The organism is Kitasatospora sp. CB02891, from assembly GCF_002803145.1.
Taxonomy (GTDB): domain Bacteria; phylum Actinomycetota; class Actinomycetes; order Streptomycetales; family Streptomycetaceae; genus Kitasatospora; species Kitasatospora griseola.
The window spans coordinates 94,939-113,763 of sequence record NZ_NNBO01000011.1 but is presented as its reverse complement, the minus strand read 5'-3'; the positions used below and the strand labels follow the sequence as shown (position 1 = coordinate 113,763).

Here is an 18,825-nt window from a genome sequence, read left to right as displayed (position 1 = left end):
GGAGTAGAGATGACGAACGGCATTCCGCTCGAGGCCGACTGGCACGACGCCCCCGGCCTGCTCGAAGGCGCCGGCTCGCTGCCGCTGACCCTCGAACAGTGCGACCTGGGCTACTGGTTCAGCGCGGTGGCCCAGGGCACCCTGGCCGGCCGCCCGCGGGGCTACTCCGCGGACGTCGTCACCCCCGAGTACATGCGGGAGCCCGGTCCGCTGCGCGAGGCGCTGCGCCTGGAGCTGGCGTACCGCGCCCTGGACGAGGAGGCCGCCACCAAGGTGCTGGCCGACTACGTGGCCACCGCGCCCGACGTCAAGGAGCTGGAGTTCTTCTCCACCCAGCTGCTGGACGAGGCCCGGCACCACATGATCTTCCGGGACCACCTGCTCAACCTGGGCCTCCCCAAGGAAGGCCTGATGGACTGGATCCGCACCGTCGGCGCGGACTACGAGAAGCAGGTGCTGCGGCCGATCAAGGAGTTCGCGCAGCAGATCACCCGCACCGAGGGCGACTTCATCGGCGGCGTGGTGGCGTTCGCCATCATCATCGAGGGCGTGCTGGCCGCGTCCACCGAGCTCAGCGAGCGCAAGTGGGGCGTGCTCGACCCGGTGGCCGGCGAGATCGCCCGTGGCGCCGCGATCGACGAGATCCGGCACCTCGCCGTGGGCAGCTCGATCGTGCGCGAGCACCTGATCAAGCACCCCGAGGAGCGCGAGCACGTGATCGGCATCCTGCACCGCGGCCGCGAGCTGTGGGGCGAGATCAACGACCGCGAGTTCGTCATGCACCGCGAGGAGCTGTTCCAGGAGGGCATGCTCCAGCGCCGTGACGTGCTGGAAGGCTTCGAGCTCTTCCCCGGCACCATGCTGCTGGACACCACCGCGCAGTCCCGCTGGGACCTGGCGGCCAAGTGGAACGACGAACTGGCCGAATCTCGCCTGCGGTATATGGGGATTCCCGAGGCGATTGACCTCCTGCGTGCACAGGCACCCCGCATCCTGTAGACAGAGTGGCGAATGGGCCGAGCCGGACCGGCCCGGCCCGTTCGAATTGATGGGCAGCATCTGAGGAGGAATAGATGGGTATTCAGGTCAGCAACGTCTGCATCGACACCAACGACCTGAAGCGGGCCACGGAATTCTGGCAGGCGGCCACCGGCTTCTCGGTGTCCTCCGCGGACGATTCCACCGTGTACTTCGATGCCTCCGAGAAGGGCACTGCCGCGATTTCCCTGCAGCTCGTTCCCGAGCAGCGCGAGGGCAAGAACCGGCTGCACCTGGACTTCTCCGCCGCCGACCTCGACGGTGAGGTCGCGCGCCTGAAGGAGCTCGGCGCCACCGAGGTCCAGGCCTACGACGGCTGGGTCGTCCTGAAGGACCTCGACGGCAACGAGTTCTGTATCTGCGCGGCCTGACGACAGCGCAACCACGGCGGCGGCAATCCGGTTCCTCCGGATTGCCGCCGCCGTGTTCGGCCCACGGGCCGGCCGGGGCGGACGAGGCGTGCGCCGGGGAGGACGAGGGGATCCACAGGACATGAAGCACGGATTCACACTTTTCGACACCGCGATCGGCGAGTGCGGGATCGCCTGGAACGAGCGCGGCGTGGTCTGTGTGGCACTGCCGGGCGACGACCGGGAGAGGACCCGCGAGCACGCGGCCCGGGCCGTGCCGGGAGCGGCCGAGGCGTCGCCGCCGCCCGCCGTGCGGGCCGCGGCCGCCGACATCGCGCTCCACCTGCGGGGCGGCGACAGCGACCTGTCGGCCATCGGCCTGGACATGTCCGGCGTGTCGCCCTTCCACCGGCAGGTGTACGAGCTCGCGCGGTCGATCCCGCCCGGCCGGACCCTCACCTACGGCGAGGTCGCCCAGCAGCTCGGCCGGCCGGGCGCCGCCCGCGCCGTCGGCCAGGCGCTCGGCCGCAACCCCTTCGCCGTCGTCGTCCCCTGCCACCGCGTGGTCGCGGCCGGCGGCAGGCCCGGCGGTTTCTCGGCGAGCGGCGGGGTGACCACGAAGCTGGGCCTGCTGGCGCTCGAACGCGCCGCCGAGGCCGGGACGCTGCCGACCGGCCCGGCGCCCGACGGGTTCCGCTTCGACCCCGCTGCGGCCGTCGCCTACCTGCGCGGCTCGGACCCCGGCCTGGCCGGGGTGATCGACGCCGTCGGCCCGTTCGCGATGGAGCTCAACGCGACGGCGAGCGTCTTCTCCGCCCTCGCGGAGGCCATCGTGTTCCAGCAGCTGTCGATCAAGGCCGCGGCCACCATCCACGGCCGGCTGTGCACACTGCTGCTCCCCGGGCCGGGCCTCGTGCTGCGCCCCGAGCACGTGCTCGGCGCCACCGACGAGCAACTGCGGTCGGTCGGCCTGTCCCGGCCGAAGGTCGCCGCCCTCCGCGACCTCGCGCACAAGGTCGACTCCGGCGCGCTGCCGGAGCTGGAGGCGGTCGGCGCGATGGAGGACGAGGGGGTCGTCGCCTGCCTGTCGTCGGTGCGCGGGATCGGCCGCTGGTCGGCGCAGATGTTCCTGATGTTCCGGCTGGGCCGCGCCGACGTGCTGCCGGTGGACGACCTCGGGCTGCGCAGCGGCTTCGCGCGGGTGTTCCGCCTCGCCGAGCAGGCCTCGCGTCAGCAGATCGAGGAGCGGGCCGCGCTCTGGCGCCCGTACCGGTCGGTGGCGACGTGGTACCTCTGGCAGTCCCTGGAACTCACCGAGCGGGGGCTCCCGGTCTGAGTCCGGAAGCCCCCGCTCGGGTCCCACGCCGGCGCCCTCGGGCGCCGGCGTGCTGCTTGCTACTGGGCGGCCAGCAGCGCGTCGAGCGCGGCGAGCGCCTCGTCCGCGAGCGCCCCGGTCTCCCGGTCGTCGGGCGCCGCGGCCACGGCGCCGAACATTTCGAAGACTCGCTGCCCCGCGGCGTCGATCTCCTCGGACATCTGGACCTCCTCCTGGGTTGGTCGGTCGGTGTGACCTTCTCGATCCGGTCTGCGGCTCCCGCCGGTGCGGGAGCCCGCCGTCAGACCGCGTTGCAGGCGCGGAAGATGTGGACCAGCGACGGGATGCTCGCGCCGTGCTGGAAGGCGATGTTCTCCGGGAGGACGATGCCCGGCGCCCACTTCTGCTTGTAGGCGAGCTGGGTCTGCGCCGGGTAGACGGCGGCGCCGTTCTCCCACAGGTGGCTCATGAACCAGTGGAACGCCTCGCTGTGCCCGGGCAGCTGCGGCCGCTTGTCCAGCGAGGTGAACGGCGTGAACCCGAAGTGCAGGAACTTCACGCCCTCCGCGGTGAAGACGTCGATGGCGGTCTTGTTGATCGCCTCCATCACCCCGGGCGGCCCGCTGGGGAGGCGGCGGGTCAGGTCGTGCAGCCAGCCGGGCTGGGCGCCGTAGACCGGCGAGTAGGTGATGTAGCCCGCCAGCTTGCCGTCCAGGATGCCGACGAAGAGCCGGCGCATCGACTGGTAGTGGCCGCCGTACTGGCCGACCAGGAACTCGAGCTGCTTGACGCCCTCGCCCTTGGTGCCGAGCCAGCTGGCGTCGAGGGCGCGCATCTGGCCCTCCCAGTCGTCCAGCGGCACCTCGCGGACCTCCAGGCCGCTGCGCAGGGAGCGGGCGATCTTGTTGCGCAGCTGCATGAACGCGGTGCCGCGCAGCGAGAACGTGCTCAGGTCGATGGCGTACGAGGCGCCCATCTGGTTGATCGTGAAGCCCTGTTCGAGATACGGCTCGGCGTCCGCGTCCTGGACCTGCACGGCGACGATCGTCCGGTCCTGCTCGGCGGCGAACGCCACGAAGTCCTTCAGCAGCGCGGCCCTGGACTCGGCCGGTGCGAACGGGCCGCCGAACTGCACGAGGTACCGGCCGGTCGGCCGGTAGACGATGACGCCAGGTGAACTCGGCGAACTGAAGTAGCTGTTCCCGCTGTTGACCGCGAGGAATGCGCTCGGATTGTCGGCGACGGTGTATTTCTGAATTGCCTCGAGCGCCTTGTCCGACTCTGCATAATTATCGGCCATGCCGCTTCCGCCCTTCAAAGCTGGGATGCGTGACGAGTTTTCCACCAGTTATCGCACAGCCCCGAAGAGCACAGCAAGAGTTTCCGGAGGTCAACCTGGTCAGTTATGCATCAGCGGCCCGTCAGGTGCATTCGCCTACGGTGAGCTGGTCGATACCGCGAGTGGAATGTTTCCGGCCCGGTGAGGGCCCGGTCGAGCGAGTCGGTACCGGTCGACCAGATTAATCCGACGGAAGGCAGTGGGGCATGACGGAGAATGGCGGGGGCCGTCGGTCCATGGAGGGCACGGACCTGGATCCGGGAGCGCTGGTCGCCGAGGCGCGTCGCCTCCAGGGCGACGAGGAGACCCCGCTGGGCTTCCTTCCGGAACTGGAGCAGCTGGCCGGCGCGATCGACGCCGAGGCCGGGCTGCACCGACAGGGCCGGGAGCGGGCCCGGGCCGCGCTGGTGGCCTCCCTGGTCACCCAGCTGCGGGTCCGGCGGATGACGCGGGAGGTCCCCGGGCTGGACCAGGTGCAGGTGCAGCCGGTGTTCATCACGGGCCTGCTGCGGACCGGCACCACCTTCCTCCAGCACCTGCTGGCCCAGCACCCGGACCTGCGCTCGCCGGCGCTCTGGGAGACCATGGCGCCCGGCTCGTCCGCGCCGGACGAGGAGCTGGTGGCCACCTGCGAGGCGTACATCGCCGAGTACTACCGCGCGGCTCCGGACTTCCGGTCGATCCACCTGCTCCAGTCGCACCTGCCGGAGGAGTGCCACCGGCTGACCGCCAACTCCTTCCGCCACTTCATCTACGCGCTGCGCTACCGGATCCCGGGCTACGCCCAGTGGCTGCGCGAGCAGTCGATGGTCCCGGCGTACGCCTTCCACCAGGAGCAGCTGCGGACGGTGCTGTGGCGCCGGCCCGGCGCGCCGGTCCTGCTGAAGTGCCCGTCGCACCTGTGGTACGGCGACGACCTGGCCAAGGTCTACCCGGACGCGAAGGTGATCCGCCTGCACCGCGACCCGTCCGTCGCGGTGCCCAGCGTGTGCAGCCTGACGGCCACGGTGCGGGCCGCGCGCAGCGACACGGTGGACCGCGAGGAGATCGGCAGCTACTGGCTGGACAGCGCCGCCGAGGCGCTGAACGGCCTGAAGCAGGGCCGGAGTTCGACCAGCACGCCGCCGCTGGACCTGCGCTTCCGGGACGTCGTCGGCGATCCGCTGGGAACCGCCGAGCGGGTCTGCGACTACATCGGCGTGCCGCTGACGGCGGAGGCCCGGCGGCGGATGACGGCCTTCATGGCCGCCGAGAACGACGCGACGACCGGCAAGCACCGCTACACCCCGCAAGAGTTCGGCCTCACCGAGCAAGGAATCAAGGAGCGGTTCGCCCCTTATCTCACCGAGTTCAGTCTGTGATCGCCACCATGCCAGGGGAGTTGACACTGTGACCACGACCGAGTCCACCTTCGAGAGCCGGGCCCGTGAGAACATCGCGGCCAGCAACCAGCACGCCGGGGAGAACCCCGTTCGCATCGGGATCATCACGCCGCTGAACGAGCCCGGCGACCCGACCGCCGGCGAGCTCGTCACCCGCGGGGCGGTGCTGGGCGCCGAGTACGTGCGCGAGCACGGCGGCACCCGCGGCGGCCGGCAGATCGAGTTCGTCCTCTACGACGACCAGGCCACGGCCGCCGAGGAGGGCATGGCCAAGTCCTCGGCCGCGCAGATGACCAAGCTGGCGCTGGTGGACAACGTGGTGGCCGCCATGGGGCAGTGGCACCTGCGGACCACCCCGTGGGTGGTCGACGTGGCCGAGCGCTACAACCTGCCGATCTTCGTCGAGAACGGCCACAGCCTGATCACCGCGCAGAAGCGCCGCAACGTGTTCCGCTCGTACTTCTCGATCGCCGACCGCGTGCCGGTGATGCTGGACTTCGCGGCCTCGATCGGCATGAAGCGGATCGGCCTGCTCGCGGCGGACACCGTGTTCGGCGGTCAGATGGCCGACACCCTGGTCGAGTACGGCACCCAGCGGCACGGCATGGAGTTCCTGCGGTTCGACTTCCCCCAGGACGACACCACCGACTTCCGCGAGCAGCTGCGCGCCATCAAGGCGTTCGAGCCCGACCTGTTCATCAACGGCGCGGTCATCAAGACCAACTACATGATCATCGAGCAGGCCCGGGAGGTCGGCCTGCGGCCGAGCACCCCGATGATGGTCACCTTCGGCTTCCCGCTGCGCTCGGACGACTTCTGGCGGCTCACCGGCGAGGAGGGCGTCGGCACCATGTGGCCGGCCATGCGCTACCGCCCGTCCTGGGACGGCCTGACCGACCTGGCGCACTGGTTCATCGACCGATACGTCGAGCGCTACGGCACCTTCCCGCCGGACACCGCGCTCACCCACTTCACCGACGTCACCATCATCGCCAAGGCGCTCGACGCCGCCCGCTCGGACAGCCGCGAGGACCTCCTGGACGCCCTGGAGGCCATGGAGTTCGAGACCTGGCGCGGTCCGCTGCGCTTCGAGCGCGGCCCCGCCCACTGGCACCACAACGCCCCGGAGCTGCAGCTCCTCCAGTACCAGAAGCACGGCCAGAGCTTCGACGACTCGGCGATCATCTACCCGCCGTCGCTGGCGACCGCCGAGTACCTTCCGCCGTCCACCCCATCCGCGGGCTGATCCCCGCGCCTAAGGGCCAAGGAGTCCCACCATGGCGAACGCCGTGACCACCCCGGGCGGGCCGGACCGACCGCGCACCGTCGCCCACACGCTGGCGGCCAGCCTGCACCTGCACGGCGTCGACCGGGTGTTCTGCGTCGCTGGGGAGAGCTACCTCCCCCTGCTCGACGCGCTGTACGACATGCCCCAGGTCGATGTGGTGACCTGTCGGCACGAGGGCTCCGCCGCCTTCATGGCGGTGGCCGACGCCAAGCTGACCGGGCGGGCGGGTGTCTGCCTGGTCAGCCGCGGGCCCGGCGCCACCAACGCCGCGATCGCGGTGCACGCCGCCGCGGAGGACGCGACGCCGCTGGTGCTGATCGTCGGTGACGTCCCGCTGGCCGAGACGGACCGCGAACCCTTCCAGGGGATCGACCTGGGCCGGCACCTGGGCGGCATGGCCAAGGCGGTCTGGCGGCTGCACGAGCCCGCCGCCACGGCCGAGTTCGTGGCCCGGGCCGTGCAGGTCGCCGAGTCCGGCACCCCGGGTCCGGTGGTCATCGCCGTCCCCGAGGACGTCTGGTCGCTGCCCGACCCGCGGGCCGTCCCGTCGCGGCGCACCGTGCACGGCGCGTCCGTGCCGGACCGGGAGAGCAGCCGCCGGATCCAGGAGCTGCTCGCCGAGGCCCGGCGTCCGCTGATCCTCGCCGGCGCCCGGCTGGAGGGCCCGCAGGGCCGCCGGCTGCTGCGCGAGGTCGCGGAGGCGCACCGGATCCCGGTGATCACCAGCAACAAGAACCAGCACCTGCTGCCCAACCGGCACCCGGCCTTCGCCGGCCACCTGCACAACAACACCCAGCCGAGCCAACTCGCCGAACTGGAACGGGCCGACCTGGTGCTGGCGGTGGGGACCAGGCTGGACACCAGCACCACCGGGCGGCGCTTCCCGACGCCCGGCCCGCACCAGCGCCTGATCCACGTCCACCCGGACCGGGCCCGGATCGGCCTGTTCCACCAGCCCACCGTCGGCGTCGCCGCGGACCCGACGGCCTTCCTGCGCGAGCTGGTCGACCTCCCCCCGTCCGACCCGGACGGCGGGCGCGCGCAGTGGATGGCCGACCTGCACCGGATCGAGGAGCAGAAGGCCCGCTGGGAGCCGGTGGAGTCGCCCGACGGCGTGGTGTTCGGCGCGGTCGTCGCGGCCCTGGACGAACTCACCAACGGTGAGGTCACCGTGGTCGTCGACTCCGGGACGTTCACCAGCTGGACGTACCGCTACCTGAGGTTCGGCGAGGAGGGCCGGCTGCTCGGGATCTCGTCCAGCTCGATGGGCTTCGCCGTCGGAGCGGCCGTGAGCGCCGCGCTGCGCGGCGACCGGGTGCCCACCGTCGCGGTCGTCGGCGACGGCGGATTCCTCATGAACGGCGGCGAGTTGATGACCGCGTGCGCCCGGAAGCTGCCCGTGGTCTACATCGTCTCGAACAACAACTGCTACGGCACGATCCGGATGCACCAGGACCGGCACTACCCCGGCCGGACGATCGCCACCGGCCTGGCGAACCCGGACTTCGCGGCGCTCGCCGAGTCCTTCGGCGCCCTGGGCCTGACCGTGGACAGCCCGGCGGCGGTCCGTCCGGCGCTGGCCAAGGCGCTGGCCGCCGGGGGCCCGGTCGTGGTCGAGATCCGCACCAGTCTGCTGCACGCCAACCCGTACCGGCGGATCACGCCGCCGGCGACGGAGAACCGCACCGAGGAACAGCGAGAGGGGGGCCAGGGCGATGCCGTGGCATGAGTCGGTGGTGGAGCTGATCGGCGACACGCCGCTGGTACGGCTGCACCGGGTGAGCGAGGGGCTGGCCCCGACGATCGTGGCCAAGCTGGAGTCCTTCAACCCGGGCGGTTCGGCCAAGGACCGGATCGCCCTGCGGATGATCCGGGACGCCGAGCAGCGGGGGCTGCTGGCGCCGGGCGGCACCATCGTGGAGCCCACCTCGGGCAACACCGGGGTCGGCCTCGCCCTGGTCGCCCAACAGCGCGGGTACCGCTGCGTGTTCACCTGCCCGGACAAGGTCTCCACGGACAAGATCTCGCTGCTGCGGGCGTACGGGGCGGAGGTCCACGTGTGCCCGGCCGCGGTGCCGGTCGACCACCCGTCGTCCTACCGGAGCACCGCCGCGCGGCTGGCCGCCGAGATCCCCGGCGCGTTCTCCCCCAACCAGTACGCCAACGCGGCCAACCCGCAGTCCCACTACCACACCACCGGGCCGGAGATCTGGGCGCAGACCGAGGGCCGGATCACCCACTTCGTCGCCGGCGTCGGCACCGGGGGCTCCATCTCCGGCACCGGCCGCTACCTGAAGGAGGTCTCCGGCGGGCGGGTCCGCATCGTCGGCGCCGACCCCTACGGCTCCGTCTACTCCGGCGGCGAGGGCCGCCCGTACGTGGTCGAGGGCGTCGGCCAGCCGTCCATCCCCGGGTCCTTCGATCCGGAGGCGGTCGACCGGATCCTCGCCGTGACGGACCGGGACTCCATCGCGCTGACCAGGCGGCTGGCCCGCGAGGAGGGCATCCTCACCGGCGGCTCGGGCGGCATGGCGGTGGCCGCGGCCCTCGACCTGGCCCGCGACCTGGGCCCCGAGGACCTGGTCGTCGTCCTGGTCCCCGACTCCGGGCGCGGCTACCTGTCGAAGATCTTCAACGACGAGTGGACCGAGCGCTTCGGCTTCACCGACGCGGCCGGTGAGGGCCTGCGGGTCGGCGAGCTGCTGTCCCGGCCCGGCCACTCCCGTCCGCTGGTCTTCGTCGACCCGCGCGAACGCGTGGCGAGCGCGGCCAAGCTGATGCGCGAGCAGGGGCTCTCCCACCTCCTCGTCGCCTCCGCGCAGGCGCCGGTGCGCCTGCCGGAGATCCTCGGCGCGCTGACCGAGTCCGATCTCGCCGCGGGCGTCGCCCAGGGCCTGATCGGCCCGGACGACGAGGTGGGGCTGCGCATGTCCGCCCCGCTGCCGCCGGTCGGCGTCGGCCAGCGGCTGTCCGACGTGATCGGCGTCCTGCGGGACTCCGGCGCCGCGGTCGTCGTGGACGCCGGACTCCCCCGCGCCGTGATCACCGTCAACGACCTCCTGGCCCTTCTCGCGTGACCGGCGGCAGGCCGGCGAAGAGAGGAAGATCATGACAGAGACGCTCAGCTACCAGGACCCCCTGACCGGCGCACGCGGCTGGCTGGCCTACGACGGCGGCACCGCGCGGCTGGCGGCCGGCGGCTGCCGGATGAGGCCCGGCCTCAGCGGGGCCGAACTCGGCGCGCTGGCCGCCCGGATGACGCTCAAGCAGCAGGTGCTCGGCCTGAACGTCCAGGGCGCCAAGTGCGGACTCGACCACGACCCGCGCGCGGCCGACGCCGAGCAGGTGCTGAGCGGGTTCCTCGGCTTCCTCGCCGAGGAGCTGCGCACCCGCTTCAGCATGGGCTCCGACATGGGCACCGACTGGAACCAGCTCCAGCGCCTGGCGGCCGGGCACGGCCTCCCGTCCGTCAAGTACGCCGTCAAGAACGCCCAGGGCCTGAGCGACGACGAGTTCCTGGTCCGGATGTCCCGACTCAAGGACCGGGTCGGCTTCCTGACGCTCAGTCAGCGCCGGGCCGGCCACATCCTCGGCCACGCGGCGATCGGCGCAGCCCGGGCCGCCCACCGCACCGGCCCGCTCACCGTGGCCCTGCAGGGCTTCGGCACGCTCGGCCGCGCCGCCGCGCACGCCTTCCTCGACGAGGGGGTGCGGCTGGTGGCCGTCGCGGACGAGCACGGCGCGATCGCGTCCCCCGGCGGCCTCGACCTGTCCCGCCTGCTCGCGAGCGCGCCGGGCACCCCGGTGCCCGGGCTCGACCCGGCCCTCGCGCTGCCCTCGCGCGAGTCGCTGTTCGACGTGGAGGCGGACGTACTGGTCCTGGCCGCCGGGGCCGACGCGTTCGACGCGGACCGCGCCGCCCGGCTGCGCTGCGCGGCGGTCGCCGTGGGCGCCAACCTCGGCCTGAGCGACGCGGTGGAGCGGGCGCTGCACCTGCACGGCGTGCTGGTCGTCCCCGACTTCATCGGCGGGATCGGCGGGTCCGCCTCGATGGAGGTCCTGTTCGGCCCGAAGCAGGCCCCGACCGCGGAGCAGGTGCTCAGCCGGTCCGCCCACCTGACCCGCCAGCTCGTCGACGAGCTGTTCCAGTCCGCCCGGCTCCGGGGCCTGACCCCGCGTGACGCCGCCATGGAGCTGGCCGCCCGCACCAAGGTCGACCCGGACGCGCCCGCCTACGGCCACTGCCCGTACCTCACGCTCAGCGACATCCGCGCCTGAACAACCCCGCCCCGGGAGCCGGACCTCCGCTCCCGGGGAGCCGTCGGGTGAACGACCCGGCACGCCGTACCCGCCCTCCTGGCCGCCACACCCTACGGAGCCCCACGATGAGCACCCACACCCACGACGCCGTCACCACCGAGTCCTGTCGCCACGACCGCGGCCACATCACCGACTCCCGCTTCTACGGCAACCGCTACGCCACGCCCGACAGCCGCCGCATCTTCTGCGACGTCTGCCGCAACCAGCGCTGGCTGGACATCGAGGCCGCGCTGGCCCTGGCCCAGGGCGAACTCGGCCTGATCCCGCAGGACATGGCCGAGAAGATCGCCGCGTCCGCCAAGCTGGAGCTCCTCGACCTGGACGCCGTCCAGGAGTCGATCGAGGACTCCGGTCACTCCCTCGTCGGCCTGCTGCGCGTCTTCGAGACCGTCTGCGGCCCGGAGGCCGGCCAGTACATCCACTACGGCGCCACCACCCAGGACATCCAGGACACCGCGCAGAGCCTGGAGATCCGCGACGTGCTGGACGTCCTCGAACCCCAGGTCGCCCGGCTCATCGACTGCCTGTCCGGTCTGGCCGGCGAGCACGCCGAGACCGTGATGCTGGGCCGGACCCACGCCCAGCCGGCCCTGCCGATCGGCTTCGGACTGAAGGTCTCCGGCTGGACCGACGAACTGCTGCGCCACCGCGACCGGCTGACCGAGCTCCGCGAGCGGGCCGTGGCGGCCCAGCTGTTCGGCGGCGCGGGCAGCATGGCGGGCTTCGGCGAGCTCGGGCCGGCGCTGCTGGACCGGTTCGCCGACCGGCTCGGCCTGAAGGTGCCGACCACCGTGTGGCACGCCGCCCGGGACCGCCCGGTCGAGTTCGTCACGGTGCTGGCCATGGTCACCGGCACCCTCGGCCGCATCGCCGACGAGATCCGGACCCTGTCCCGGCCCGAGTTCGGCGAGGTCTCGGAGGCCTGGCGGCCGGGCAAGGTCGGCAGCAGCACCATGCCGCACAAGCGCAACCCCGAGCGCGCCGAGCAGATCGTCGTCATGGCCCGGCTGGCGAGCGGGCAGGCCGCCGCCGCGCTCGCCGCCCTGATCGGCGACCACGAGCGCGACTCCCGGGCGCTGCGCATCGAGTGGGCAGTGGTGCCCGACATCGCCCACTACTGCCTGGCCGCCTGCACGATGATGCTGGAGAGCGTCACCGGGCTGATCGTCCACACCGACCGGATGCGGGCGAACGCCGAGGCCGTCGCGGACAAGATCATGTCCGAGCGGCTGATGCTGGCCCTGGGCCGGCAGATCGGCAAGCAGCGGGCGCACGAGGCCGTCTACGACCTGACCCAGCAGGCCCAGCAGGAGGGCCGGCCGGTGCGGACCCTCCTCGCGGAGCACCCCCGGATCAGCGGCCTGTTCAGCGCCGCGGAGCTGGCCGAGATCTTCAACCCGGACGGCTACCTCGGCTCCTCCGCCGCGCTCGCCGCCCGGGTGGTCGCCGAGGCCCACAAGTCGCTCGGGTCACTGGACGCCCGGTGACCCCTCCGGCCGTGCGGGACGGGTCAGCCGCGGCCCGTGACGGCGCCGCCGTTGACCTGGAGCACCTGGCCGGTGGTGAACCCGCCGCCGGGACCCGCCAGGTAGAGCACGGCCGCGGCGACCTCCTCGACGGTTCCGCCGCGGCCCACCGGGGCCTGGCGGGACCGGTCGGCGTGGAACTCGTCGGACATCCGGTCGCCGTAGAACTCGGTGCCCCCGATGTATCCGGGCGCGACCACGTTCACGGTGATCCCCTCCGGCGCGACCTTCAGCGCGAGCTCGGAGGACCACGGGTGCAGCGCGGCCTTCGCTCCGCCGTACGAGCCGGAGCCGCGCAGCGCCGCGACCGAACCGACGGTGACGATCCGGCCGCCCGGGCGGGCCATCACCGGCAGCAGGGCCTGCGTCAGCAGCACGACGGGCAGCACGTTGCCGGTGAAGTTGGCCAGCCAGTCCCGGCGGATCTGCCCCAGGTCCTCCGACGGCTGCGGCGCGAGGTTGCCGCCGGCGTTGTTGACCAGCACGTCGACGGGCCGGCCGGCCGCGGCGAGGCCGTCGGCGATCCGGGCCACGTCCGCGGGCTCGGCCAGGTCGGCCGTCAGCGACCGGACCTGCTTCCCGCCCGCGGCTTCGTTCAGTTCCGCCACCGCGGCGTCCAGGACCTCGGCGCGCCGACCCAGCAGCAGCACCTCCGCCCCCTCGGCCACGAGTGCCGCGGCCACCGCCTTGCCGATCCCGGTGCCACCGCCGGAGACCACCGCAAACCTGCTCATCGCCCGAACCTCCCCCACGCTGTGTCCCCCGTGGCGCAGGCCCGTGGGGGCCCGTCGCCGGAGGCTGACATCCGTTACCGATCCCGGCCTCTGCCCATCCGAACGGAGAACTGGCTATGAGGCGCTGGATAAGCGTCTATTCGATCACTGTACTGGTGCCGGTGGCCGCCGCGGTGGCTCTTCTGCTGACCCACCGCGCGGGCGGGTCCACCGCCCAGGCCGCGGCCCATCCGGCCGGTGCCGGCGGGCCGTTGTTCCGCCTGCTCATCGCCGCCTCCGTGGTGATCGCCGTCGCCGCCCTCGGCGGCGCAGTGGCCCGGCGGTGCGGCCAACCGGCCGTCGTGGGCGAGCTGGTGGCCGGTTTCGTGCTGGGTCCGTCCGTGCTGGGCGCCCTCGCACCGCAGGTGCAGCACGCGCTGTTCCCCGCTTCGGTCCTGCCGCAGCTGGACCTGCTGGCCCAACTCGGCGTGGTCTTCTTCATGTTCCTGGTCGGCGCCGAACTGCCGTCCGGACTGCTCCGCCGGAGCACCCGCACCGGTCTCGTCATCGGGCACGCGTCGACCGCGATCCCGTTCCTCATCGGCATCTCGATGGCGCTGTGGCTCCACCACCGCTACCCGTCCAACGGGGCCGGCATGACGGCCTACCTGCTGTTCATCGGGCTCTCCTTCGCCATCACCGCGTTCCCGGTGCTGGCCAGGATCCTGGCCGAACGGCGCATGCTGCACAGCCCGCTGGGCGTGACGGGCATGGCGGCGGCCGGGATCGGTGACGCCACCGGCTGGAGCCTGCTGGTGGTGGTCATCGCCATCGTGCGCGGCACCTCGGTGACGTCCGCGGTCCTGGCGGTCGCCTACATGGCGGCCTTCGTGGTGATCATGATGCTGGTCGTCCGACCGCTGCTGGCGCGCACCCTGCGGTGGGCGGACCGCCGCCCGTCCGTGCGCGACGGGGTGTCCGCCGGGCTGATCTGCCTGGTCCTGGTGAGCGCGCTCGCCACCGACCGGATGGGCGTGCACACCATCTTCGGCGCGTTCATGGCCGGCGTGGTCATGCCCCGCCAGTCGCCGCTGTTCCGCGAGATGGCCGGCAAGATCCAGGGCGTCACGGTCTGGGTGATGCTGCCGCTGTTCTTCGCCATCGTCGGCCTCCGGACCCAGCTGAACACGCTCAGCGGCACGACCGCGTGGCTGACCTGCCTCGCGGTCCTCGTGGTGGCGGTCGTGGCGAAGTTCGGCAGCGGCACGGTGGCGGCGCTCTCGGTGGGCGGCTACAGCCGACGGGAGTCCCTGGCGATCGGCGCGATGATGAACTGCCGCGGGCTCACCGAACTCATCGTGCTCAACCTCGGCGTCGAACTCGGCGTGCTCACACCCGCGTTGTTCGCCATGTTCGTCTGCATGGCACTGGTCACCACGGCGATGACCGGGCCGATCCTGCGCCGGGTCGTGCCGAAACAGCAACCGCCCGCGGCGACGCCCGACGGACCCGCTTCCATGTCCCTCGCGAAGGAGGACCTCGATGCCCCGCTCCTCAGCTGACCGGACGGCCGCGGACCCGCGCGCGGCATCGGACACCGAGCACCTGGCCGCCCTGGAGGCCGAGGCGATCTTCATCCTCCGCGAGGTCGTCGCGGAGGCCGAGCGCCCGGGCCTGCTGTTCTCCGGCGGCAAGGACTCGATCGTGATGCTCCGCCTGGCCCAGAAGGCCTTCGCCCCCGCCAGGATCCCGTTCCCGCTGGTGCACGTGGACACCGGCCACAACTTCGACGAAGTGCTGGACCTCCGGGACAAGCTGGTCGCCGAACTCGACGCGCAGCTGATCGTCGGAAGCGTGCAGGAGGGGATCGACTCGGGGCTCGTCGTCGAACCCCGGTCGGGCATGCGCAACGCGATCCAGACGCCCGTGCTGCTCCAGACCGCGGAACGGCACCGCCTCAACGCGCTCTTCGGCGGCGCCCGCCGCGACGAGGAGAAGGCCCGGGCCAAGGAACGGGTCGTCAGTTTCCGCGACGAGTTCGGCCAGTGGGACCCGAAGCGGCAGCGTCCCGAACTCTGGTCGCTGTACAACCCGTCGGTGCGCCCCGGCGAGTCCATCCGGGTGTTCCCGCTGTCGAACTGGACCGAGATCGACATCTGGAACTACATCGCCCGGGAGGAGATCGAGCTGCCGGCGCTGTACTACGCCCACGACCGCACGGTGGTGAGCCGCGACGGCATGCTCTACGGCGTGCACAAGCACCTCCCGGTGCGGCCCGGCGAGGAGCCGTTCACGGCGCGGGTGCGGTACCGCACGATCGGCGACGCCTCCTGCACGGCCGCCGTCGTCTCCGACGCGACCACGCCCGAGGACGTCATCGAGGAGCTGCTCAGCACCAGGCTGACCGAGCGCGGCGCCACCCGCGGCGACGACAAGGTCAGCGAGTCCGCCATGGAAGATCGCAAGCGTGAGGGGTACTTCTGATGAGCATGTTGCGGTTCGCCACGGCCGGCTCCGTCGACGACGGCAAGTCCACGCTCATCGGCCGTCTGCTCTACGACACCAAGTCGCTGTTCGACGACCAGCTGGCCGCCGTGGAGGCGGTGTCGCACGCCCGCGGCGACGACTACACCGATCTGTCGCTGCTCACCGACGGCCTGCGGGCCGAACGCGAGCAGGGCATCACCATCGACGTCGCCTACCGCTACTTCTCCACCCCCAAGCGGAAGTTCATCGTCGCCGACACCCCGGGGCACAGCCAGTACACCCGGAACATGGTCACCGGGGCGTCGACGGCCGATCTCGCGCTCATCCTGGCCGACGCCCGCAAGGGCCTGGTGGAGCAGAGCCGTCGGCACGCCATCCTCTGCACCCTGCTGGGCGTCGAGCACTTGGTCCTGTGCGTGAACAAGATGGACCTGGTCGGGTTCGACCGCGACCGCTTCGAGGAGATCCGCGCCGAATTCACGGAGTACGCCCGGCAGATCGGCACCAAGCAGGTCACCGTGCTCCCCGTGTCGGCGCTGCGGGGCGACAACGTGGTGAACCGGTCGGAGAACATGCCGTGGTACGACGGGCCGCCCCTGCTGGAGCTGCTGGAGAGCGCGCCCGCCGGGTCGGCCGACCTCGGGACCGGGACGCGGTTCCCGGTGCAGTACGTGATCCGCCCGCAGTCCGTCACGGTCACCGACCACCGCAGCTACGCCGGCCAGGTCGCCGGCGGCGTCCTGCGGACCGGCGACGAGGTGCTGGTCATGCCGTCGCGGACCACCACCACCATCACGCGGATCGACTCGCCGTCCGGCCCGGTCACCGAGGCCCGGCCGCCGATGTCGGTGACCGTCCAGCTCTCCGACAAGCTGGACGTCTCCCGGGGCGACCTGCTCTGCCCGCCGCAGGACGTGCCCACCGTCGCCGGCGAACTGGAGGCCCTGGTCTGCTGGATGGACGAAACGGCGCCGCTCGTCCCGCAGCAGCGCTACGTGCTCAAGCACACGACGCGCCGCGTCCGGGCGAGCGTCGAGGCGATCGACCACCAGCTCGACATCAACACCCTGCACGAGACGCCGGCGGCCGAGCTGACCTGCAATCAGATCGGCCGGGTCAGGTTCCGCCTCACCGCGCCGCTGGTCTTCGACGAGTACCGCCGGAACCGGACGCTCGGCGGGTTCATCCTGATCGACGAGTCGACCAACCACACCGTGGGCGCCGGAATCATCGTGTGACCCCACGCCCTCGGCCCGGTCCGGCCGGTACCTGCGGGTTCCGGGCCCCGGACCGGGCCGGGTGGCGCGAGGGTCCGCACCGCGCCACCCGGCCGCGGGCCTCCGTGCGCCGCTACTGGCGCTCGGTGCGCAGCAGTTGGAGCTGGGCCAGGTACCGCGCGTACGTCGCGCCGAGCGGCAGCAGCGCCATCCGGAGCCGCTCGTCGGTGAACTTCCCCTGCGCGCACAGCGATTCCAGGTGGTCCGCGGCGAGCCGCGAGCGGGTGCAGGCCACCTGCCAGGTGTCGAACACGTCCGCTTCGCCGCTCCGGTGCTGCGGCTGCTCGTTCCGCACGACCATGCCCACGTGCCGGTGGACGCAGTCGGACCAGTCGAATTCGTAGTTGGTCAATTCGCGGAGAATCCCCGCGATGGTCACCCGCGACCACGGAACGAGCCGCTCGTCCAACTCGGATTCCGAGAACTCACGGCAGTACTCCCCGAGGGACATTCTGTGGAAAACAACCTGATCCCGCAGGATCTCCGTGTCTTCCTCCAGTCGGAATTCCCCTCCATCAGCTGCCATGACGTACCTCCTCCGGACCAGTTCGACCAGTCGCCATCCGGCCCGTGGCGGCCGGCCGGGGGGCGTCCGGCCGCCAGGGGCAGCTCCAGGTGTCCGGCCGCGCAATCCCGCGCCCAGCACGGTTCAATCGTGTCAGATCCGCCATGGCCGCACTGGCAAGAATCCGACAGGACCCCTGGTATAACCGGGGAAGGCGAACGGCCAAAGCAATACAGTTCGGACATCTCGCTTCGACACGATCCGCCTGCCGCTCGCACATGCCGAGGCCCCGAATTGCGGCCCGCCGGCCGGGGGGCTCTACCGGAACTTCACATTCCGCTCGGACATCCCGATCTTCGATACCGGAACGGGAACGCGAAAACCCCAGGTCGAAATCTACGACCTGGGGTTTCTTGGAGCCGCCTATGGGATTCGAACCCATGACCTACGCATTACGAGTGCGTTGCTCTGGCCAACTGAGCTAAGGCGGCACCGCTGCCAGGACAGACCGGCTGGTGGAACCAGGGTCGCATCGGCAACGCGGGTCAGTCTACACAGTTTCCGGGGTGGTCCGTACGCGGTGGTGGGGCGGGCCGGTCAGGCGGAGGAGACGGCGAGTTTCGCGGCGAAGCCGGCGAACAGGACGGCGACCGAGGAGGTGAGGCCGGCGGAGAGTCGCTTGCGGCGGCGGAAGGCGTTGGCGAGGGAGGTGCCCGCGAAGATCAGCAGCGAGAGGTAGAGGAAGGAGAAGGTCTGCAGGACGCCGCCGAGGAGGGCGAAGGAGAGGGCGGGGGCGCCGTAGTCGGTGTCCACGAACTGGGTGAAGAACGAGAGCAGGAACAGGATCGCCTTGGGGTTGAGCAGGCTGATGACCAGCGCGCGGCGGAACGGGCGCTCGGTGTCCTGCTCGGCGGGGGAATCAGGGTCGGCGCCGGTGACGACCGCCCGCTCGCGCCACATCTGCCGGGCGGCGCGCAGCATGCCGAGGCCTATCCAGAGCAGGTAGGCCGCGCCGCCGAACTTGACCACCGCGAAGACCGCGGGGTTGGCGCGCAGCAGGGAGGCCGCACCGAGGGAGGTGAGGCTGATCAGGGTGAGGTCGCCGAGGAAGACGCCGCAGGCGGCGCGGTAGCCGGTGCGGACGCCCTTGCGGGCGGCGACCGAGAGCACGTAGAGGGAGTTCGGTCCGGGCAGCAGGACGATGACCAGTGCGCCGAGGATGTAGGTGGTCAGGTCGTGGACGCCGAGCACGACGATCTCCAAGGGTCCGGGAGGCAGGAACGCC

17 protein-coding genes and 1 tRNA gene are annotated in these 18,825 nt (G+C 71.6%); 12 read left to right on the top strand and 6 right to left on the bottom strand.

Features of this window, described 5'->3' with window-relative positions; translation table 11 throughout:
- Positions 1-9: 9 nt before the first annotated feature.
- The 3 genes from CG736_RS23740 to CG736_RS23730 all read left to right on the top strand — a co-directional run bounded on the left by CG736_RS23740 (position 10) and on the right by CG736_RS23730 (position 2,724).
- Positions 10-999 carry a VlmB-like protein gene (locus CG736_RS23740; RefSeq protein WP_100588211.1) on the top strand — a complete coding sequence of 330 codons (990 nt, stop codon included), beginning with the start codon at positions 10-12 and terminating at the stop codon, positions 997-999.
- A 74-nt stretch (positions 1,000-1,073) separates the two neighbouring features.
- On the top strand, positions 1,074-1,409 hold the full coding sequence (locus CG736_RS23735; protein WP_100588210.1) for a VOC family protein: 336 nt from the start codon (positions 1,074-1,076) through the stop codon (positions 1,407-1,409).
- A 121-nt stretch (positions 1,410-1,530) separates the two neighbouring features.
- Complete coding sequence (locus CG736_RS23730; RefSeq protein ID WP_100588209.1) at positions 1,531-2,724, top strand: methylated-DNA--[protein]-cysteine S-methyltransferase; 1,194 nt, start codon at positions 1,531-1,533, stop codon at positions 2,722-2,724.
- A gap of 59 nt (positions 2,725-2,783) precedes the next feature.
- Here the strand turns inward: CG736_RS23730 and CG736_RS37160 are convergent, their stop codons facing one another.
- Positions 2,784-2,924, bottom strand: coding sequence for a hypothetical protein (locus CG736_RS37160; RefSeq protein WP_167349409.1), 141 nt, complete (start codon positions 2,922-2,924; stop codon positions 2,784-2,786).
- 80 nt (positions 2,925-3,004) lie between these two features.
- Positions 3,005-4,003, bottom strand: a complete 999-nt coding sequence (locus tag CG736_RS23725) for a bifunctional lysylphosphatidylglycerol flippase/synthetase MprF (protein WP_100588208.1) — start codon at positions 4,001-4,003, stop codon at positions 3,005-3,007.
- A 275-nt stretch (positions 4,004-4,278) separates the two neighbouring features.
- On the opposite strand from CG736_RS23725, the gene CG736_RS23720 reads away from it, so the two are divergent.
- From CG736_RS23720 to CG736_RS23695, 6 genes are all read left to right on the top strand, one after another.
- Entirely contained in the window at positions 4,279-5,403 is a 1,125-nt protein-coding gene (locus CG736_RS23720) for a sulfotransferase (RefSeq protein WP_100588207.1), read from the top strand.
- A 28-nt stretch (positions 5,404-5,431) separates the two neighbouring features.
- Positions 5,432-6,670 carry an ABC transporter substrate-binding protein gene (locus CG736_RS23715; protein WP_100588206.1) on the top strand — a complete coding sequence of 413 codons (1,239 nt, stop codon included), beginning with the start codon at positions 5,432-5,434 and terminating at the stop codon, positions 6,668-6,670.
- Between the two features lie 31 nt (positions 6,671-6,701).
- Positions 6,702-8,441, top strand: a complete 1,740-nt coding sequence (locus CG736_RS23710; RefSeq protein WP_100588205.1) for a thiamine pyrophosphate-dependent enzyme — start codon at positions 6,702-6,704, stop codon at positions 8,439-8,441.
- On the top strand, positions 8,428-9,789 hold the full coding sequence (locus CG736_RS23705; protein WP_043915011.1) for a cystathionine beta-synthase: 1,362 nt from the start codon (positions 8,428-8,430) through the stop codon (positions 9,787-9,789). Before CG736_RS23710 ends, CG736_RS23705 begins: the two co-directional genes overlap by 14 nt.
- A 31-nt stretch (positions 9,790-9,820) precedes the next feature.
- Entirely contained in the window at positions 9,821-10,990 is a 1,170-nt protein-coding gene (locus tag CG736_RS23700) for a Glu/Leu/Phe/Val dehydrogenase dimerization domain-containing protein (RefSeq protein WP_100588204.1), read from the top strand.
- 107 nt (positions 10,991-11,097) lie between these two features.
- Positions 11,098-12,519, top strand: coding sequence for an adenylosuccinate lyase family protein (locus tag CG736_RS23695; RefSeq protein ID WP_100588203.1), 1,422 nt, complete (start codon positions 11,098-11,100; stop codon positions 12,517-12,519).
- Between the two features lie 23 nt (positions 12,520-12,542).
- Here CG736_RS23695 and CG736_RS23690 read toward each other — a convergent pair whose 3' ends face one another.
- On the bottom strand, positions 12,543-13,292 hold the full coding sequence (locus tag CG736_RS23690) for an SDR family NAD(P)-dependent oxidoreductase (protein ID WP_100588202.1): 750 nt from the start codon (positions 13,290-13,292) through the stop codon (positions 12,543-12,545).
- Between the two features lie 116 nt (positions 13,293-13,408).
- On the opposite strand from CG736_RS23690, the gene CG736_RS23685 reads away from it, so the two are divergent.
- From CG736_RS23685 to CG736_RS23675, 3 genes are read left to right on the top strand one after another with little or no spacing between them, the layout of a single operon-like run.
- Entirely contained in the window at positions 13,409-14,833 is a 1,425-nt protein-coding gene (locus CG736_RS23685) for a cation:proton antiporter (RefSeq protein WP_100588201.1), read from the top strand.
- Positions 14,814-15,755 carry a sulfate adenylyltransferase subunit CysD gene (cysD, locus tag CG736_RS23680; protein WP_100588200.1) on the top strand — a complete coding sequence of 314 codons (942 nt, stop codon included), beginning with the start codon at positions 14,814-14,816 and terminating at the stop codon, positions 15,753-15,755. Before CG736_RS23685 ends, cysD begins: the two co-directional genes overlap by 20 nt.
- Positions 15,755-16,996, top strand: coding sequence for a sulfate adenylyltransferase subunit 1 (locus CG736_RS23675; protein ID WP_043915019.1), 1,242 nt, complete (start codon positions 15,755-15,757; stop codon positions 16,994-16,996). The genes cysD and CG736_RS23675 overlap by 1 nt, the downstream gene beginning before the upstream one ends.
- A 112-nt stretch (positions 16,997-17,108) precedes the next feature.
- Here CG736_RS23675 and CG736_RS23670 read toward each other — a convergent pair whose 3' ends face one another.
- The 3 genes from CG736_RS23670 to leuE all read right to left on the bottom strand — a co-directional run bounded on the left by CG736_RS23670 (position 17,109) and on the right by leuE (position 18,791).
- Positions 17,109-17,387 carry a hypothetical protein gene (locus tag CG736_RS23670; protein WP_157815696.1) on the bottom strand — a complete coding sequence of 93 codons (279 nt, stop codon included), beginning with the start codon at positions 17,385-17,387 and terminating at the stop codon, positions 17,109-17,111.
- Between the two features lie 567 nt (positions 17,388-17,954).
- Positions 17,955-18,031, bottom strand: a tRNA-Thr gene (locus CG736_RS23665).
- A 106-nt stretch (positions 18,032-18,137) separates the two neighbouring features.
- The gene (gene leuE / locus CG736_RS23660) at positions 18,138-18,791 is read right to left on the bottom strand and encodes a leucine efflux protein LeuE (protein ID WP_100588332.1); all 654 of its coding nucleotides are present in this window, start codon (positions 18,789-18,791) and stop codon (positions 18,138-18,140) included.
- Positions 18,792-18,825 lie beyond the last annotated feature (34 nt).

Bases quoted from the DNA above. Each gene is read 5' to 3' on its own strand.
- CG736_RS23740 (WP_100588211.1), top strand. From the start codon at position 10: ATGACGAACGGCATTCCGCTCGAGGCCGACTGGCACGACGCCCCCGGC.
- CG736_RS23735 (WP_100588210.1), top strand. From the start codon at position 1,074: ATGGGTATTCAGGTCAGCAACGTCTGCATCGACACCAACGACCTGAAG.
- CG736_RS23730 (WP_100588209.1), top strand. From the start codon at position 1,531: ATGAAGCACGGATTCACACTTTTCGACACCGCGATCGGCGAGTGCGGG.
- CG736_RS37160 (WP_167349409.1), bottom strand. From the start codon at position 2,924: ATGTCCGAGGAGATCGACGCCGCGGGGCAGCGAGTCTTCGAAATGTTC.
- CG736_RS23725 (WP_100588208.1), bottom strand. From the start codon at position 4,003: ATGGCCGATAATTATGCAGAGTCGGACAAGGCGCTCGAGGCAATTCAG.
- CG736_RS23720 (WP_100588207.1), top strand. From the start codon at position 4,279: ATGGAGGGCACGGACCTGGATCCGGGAGCGCTGGTCGCCGAGGCGCGT.
- CG736_RS23710 (WP_100588205.1), top strand. From the start codon at position 6,702: ATGGCGAACGCCGTGACCACCCCGGGCGGGCCGGACCGACCGCGCACC.
- CG736_RS23705 (WP_043915011.1), top strand. From the start codon at position 8,428: ATGCCGTGGCATGAGTCGGTGGTGGAGCTGATCGGCGACACGCCGCTG.
- CG736_RS23700 (WP_100588204.1), top strand. From the start codon at position 9,821: ATGACAGAGACGCTCAGCTACCAGGACCCCCTGACCGGCGCACGCGGC.
- CG736_RS23695 (WP_100588203.1), top strand. From the start codon at position 11,098: ATGAGCACCCACACCCACGACGCCGTCACCACCGAGTCCTGTCGCCAC.
- CG736_RS23690 (WP_100588202.1), bottom strand. From the start codon at position 13,292: ATGAGCAGGTTTGCGGTGGTCTCCGGCGGTGGCACCGGGATCGGCAAG.
- CG736_RS23685 (WP_100588201.1), top strand. From the start codon at position 13,409: ATGAGGCGCTGGATAAGCGTCTATTCGATCACTGTACTGGTGCCGGTG.
- cysD (WP_100588200.1), top strand. From the start codon at position 14,814: ATGCCCCGCTCCTCAGCTGACCGGACGGCCGCGGACCCGCGCGCGGCA.
- CG736_RS23675 (WP_043915019.1), top strand. From the start codon at position 15,755: ATGAGCATGTTGCGGTTCGCCACGGCCGGCTCCGTCGACGACGGCAAG.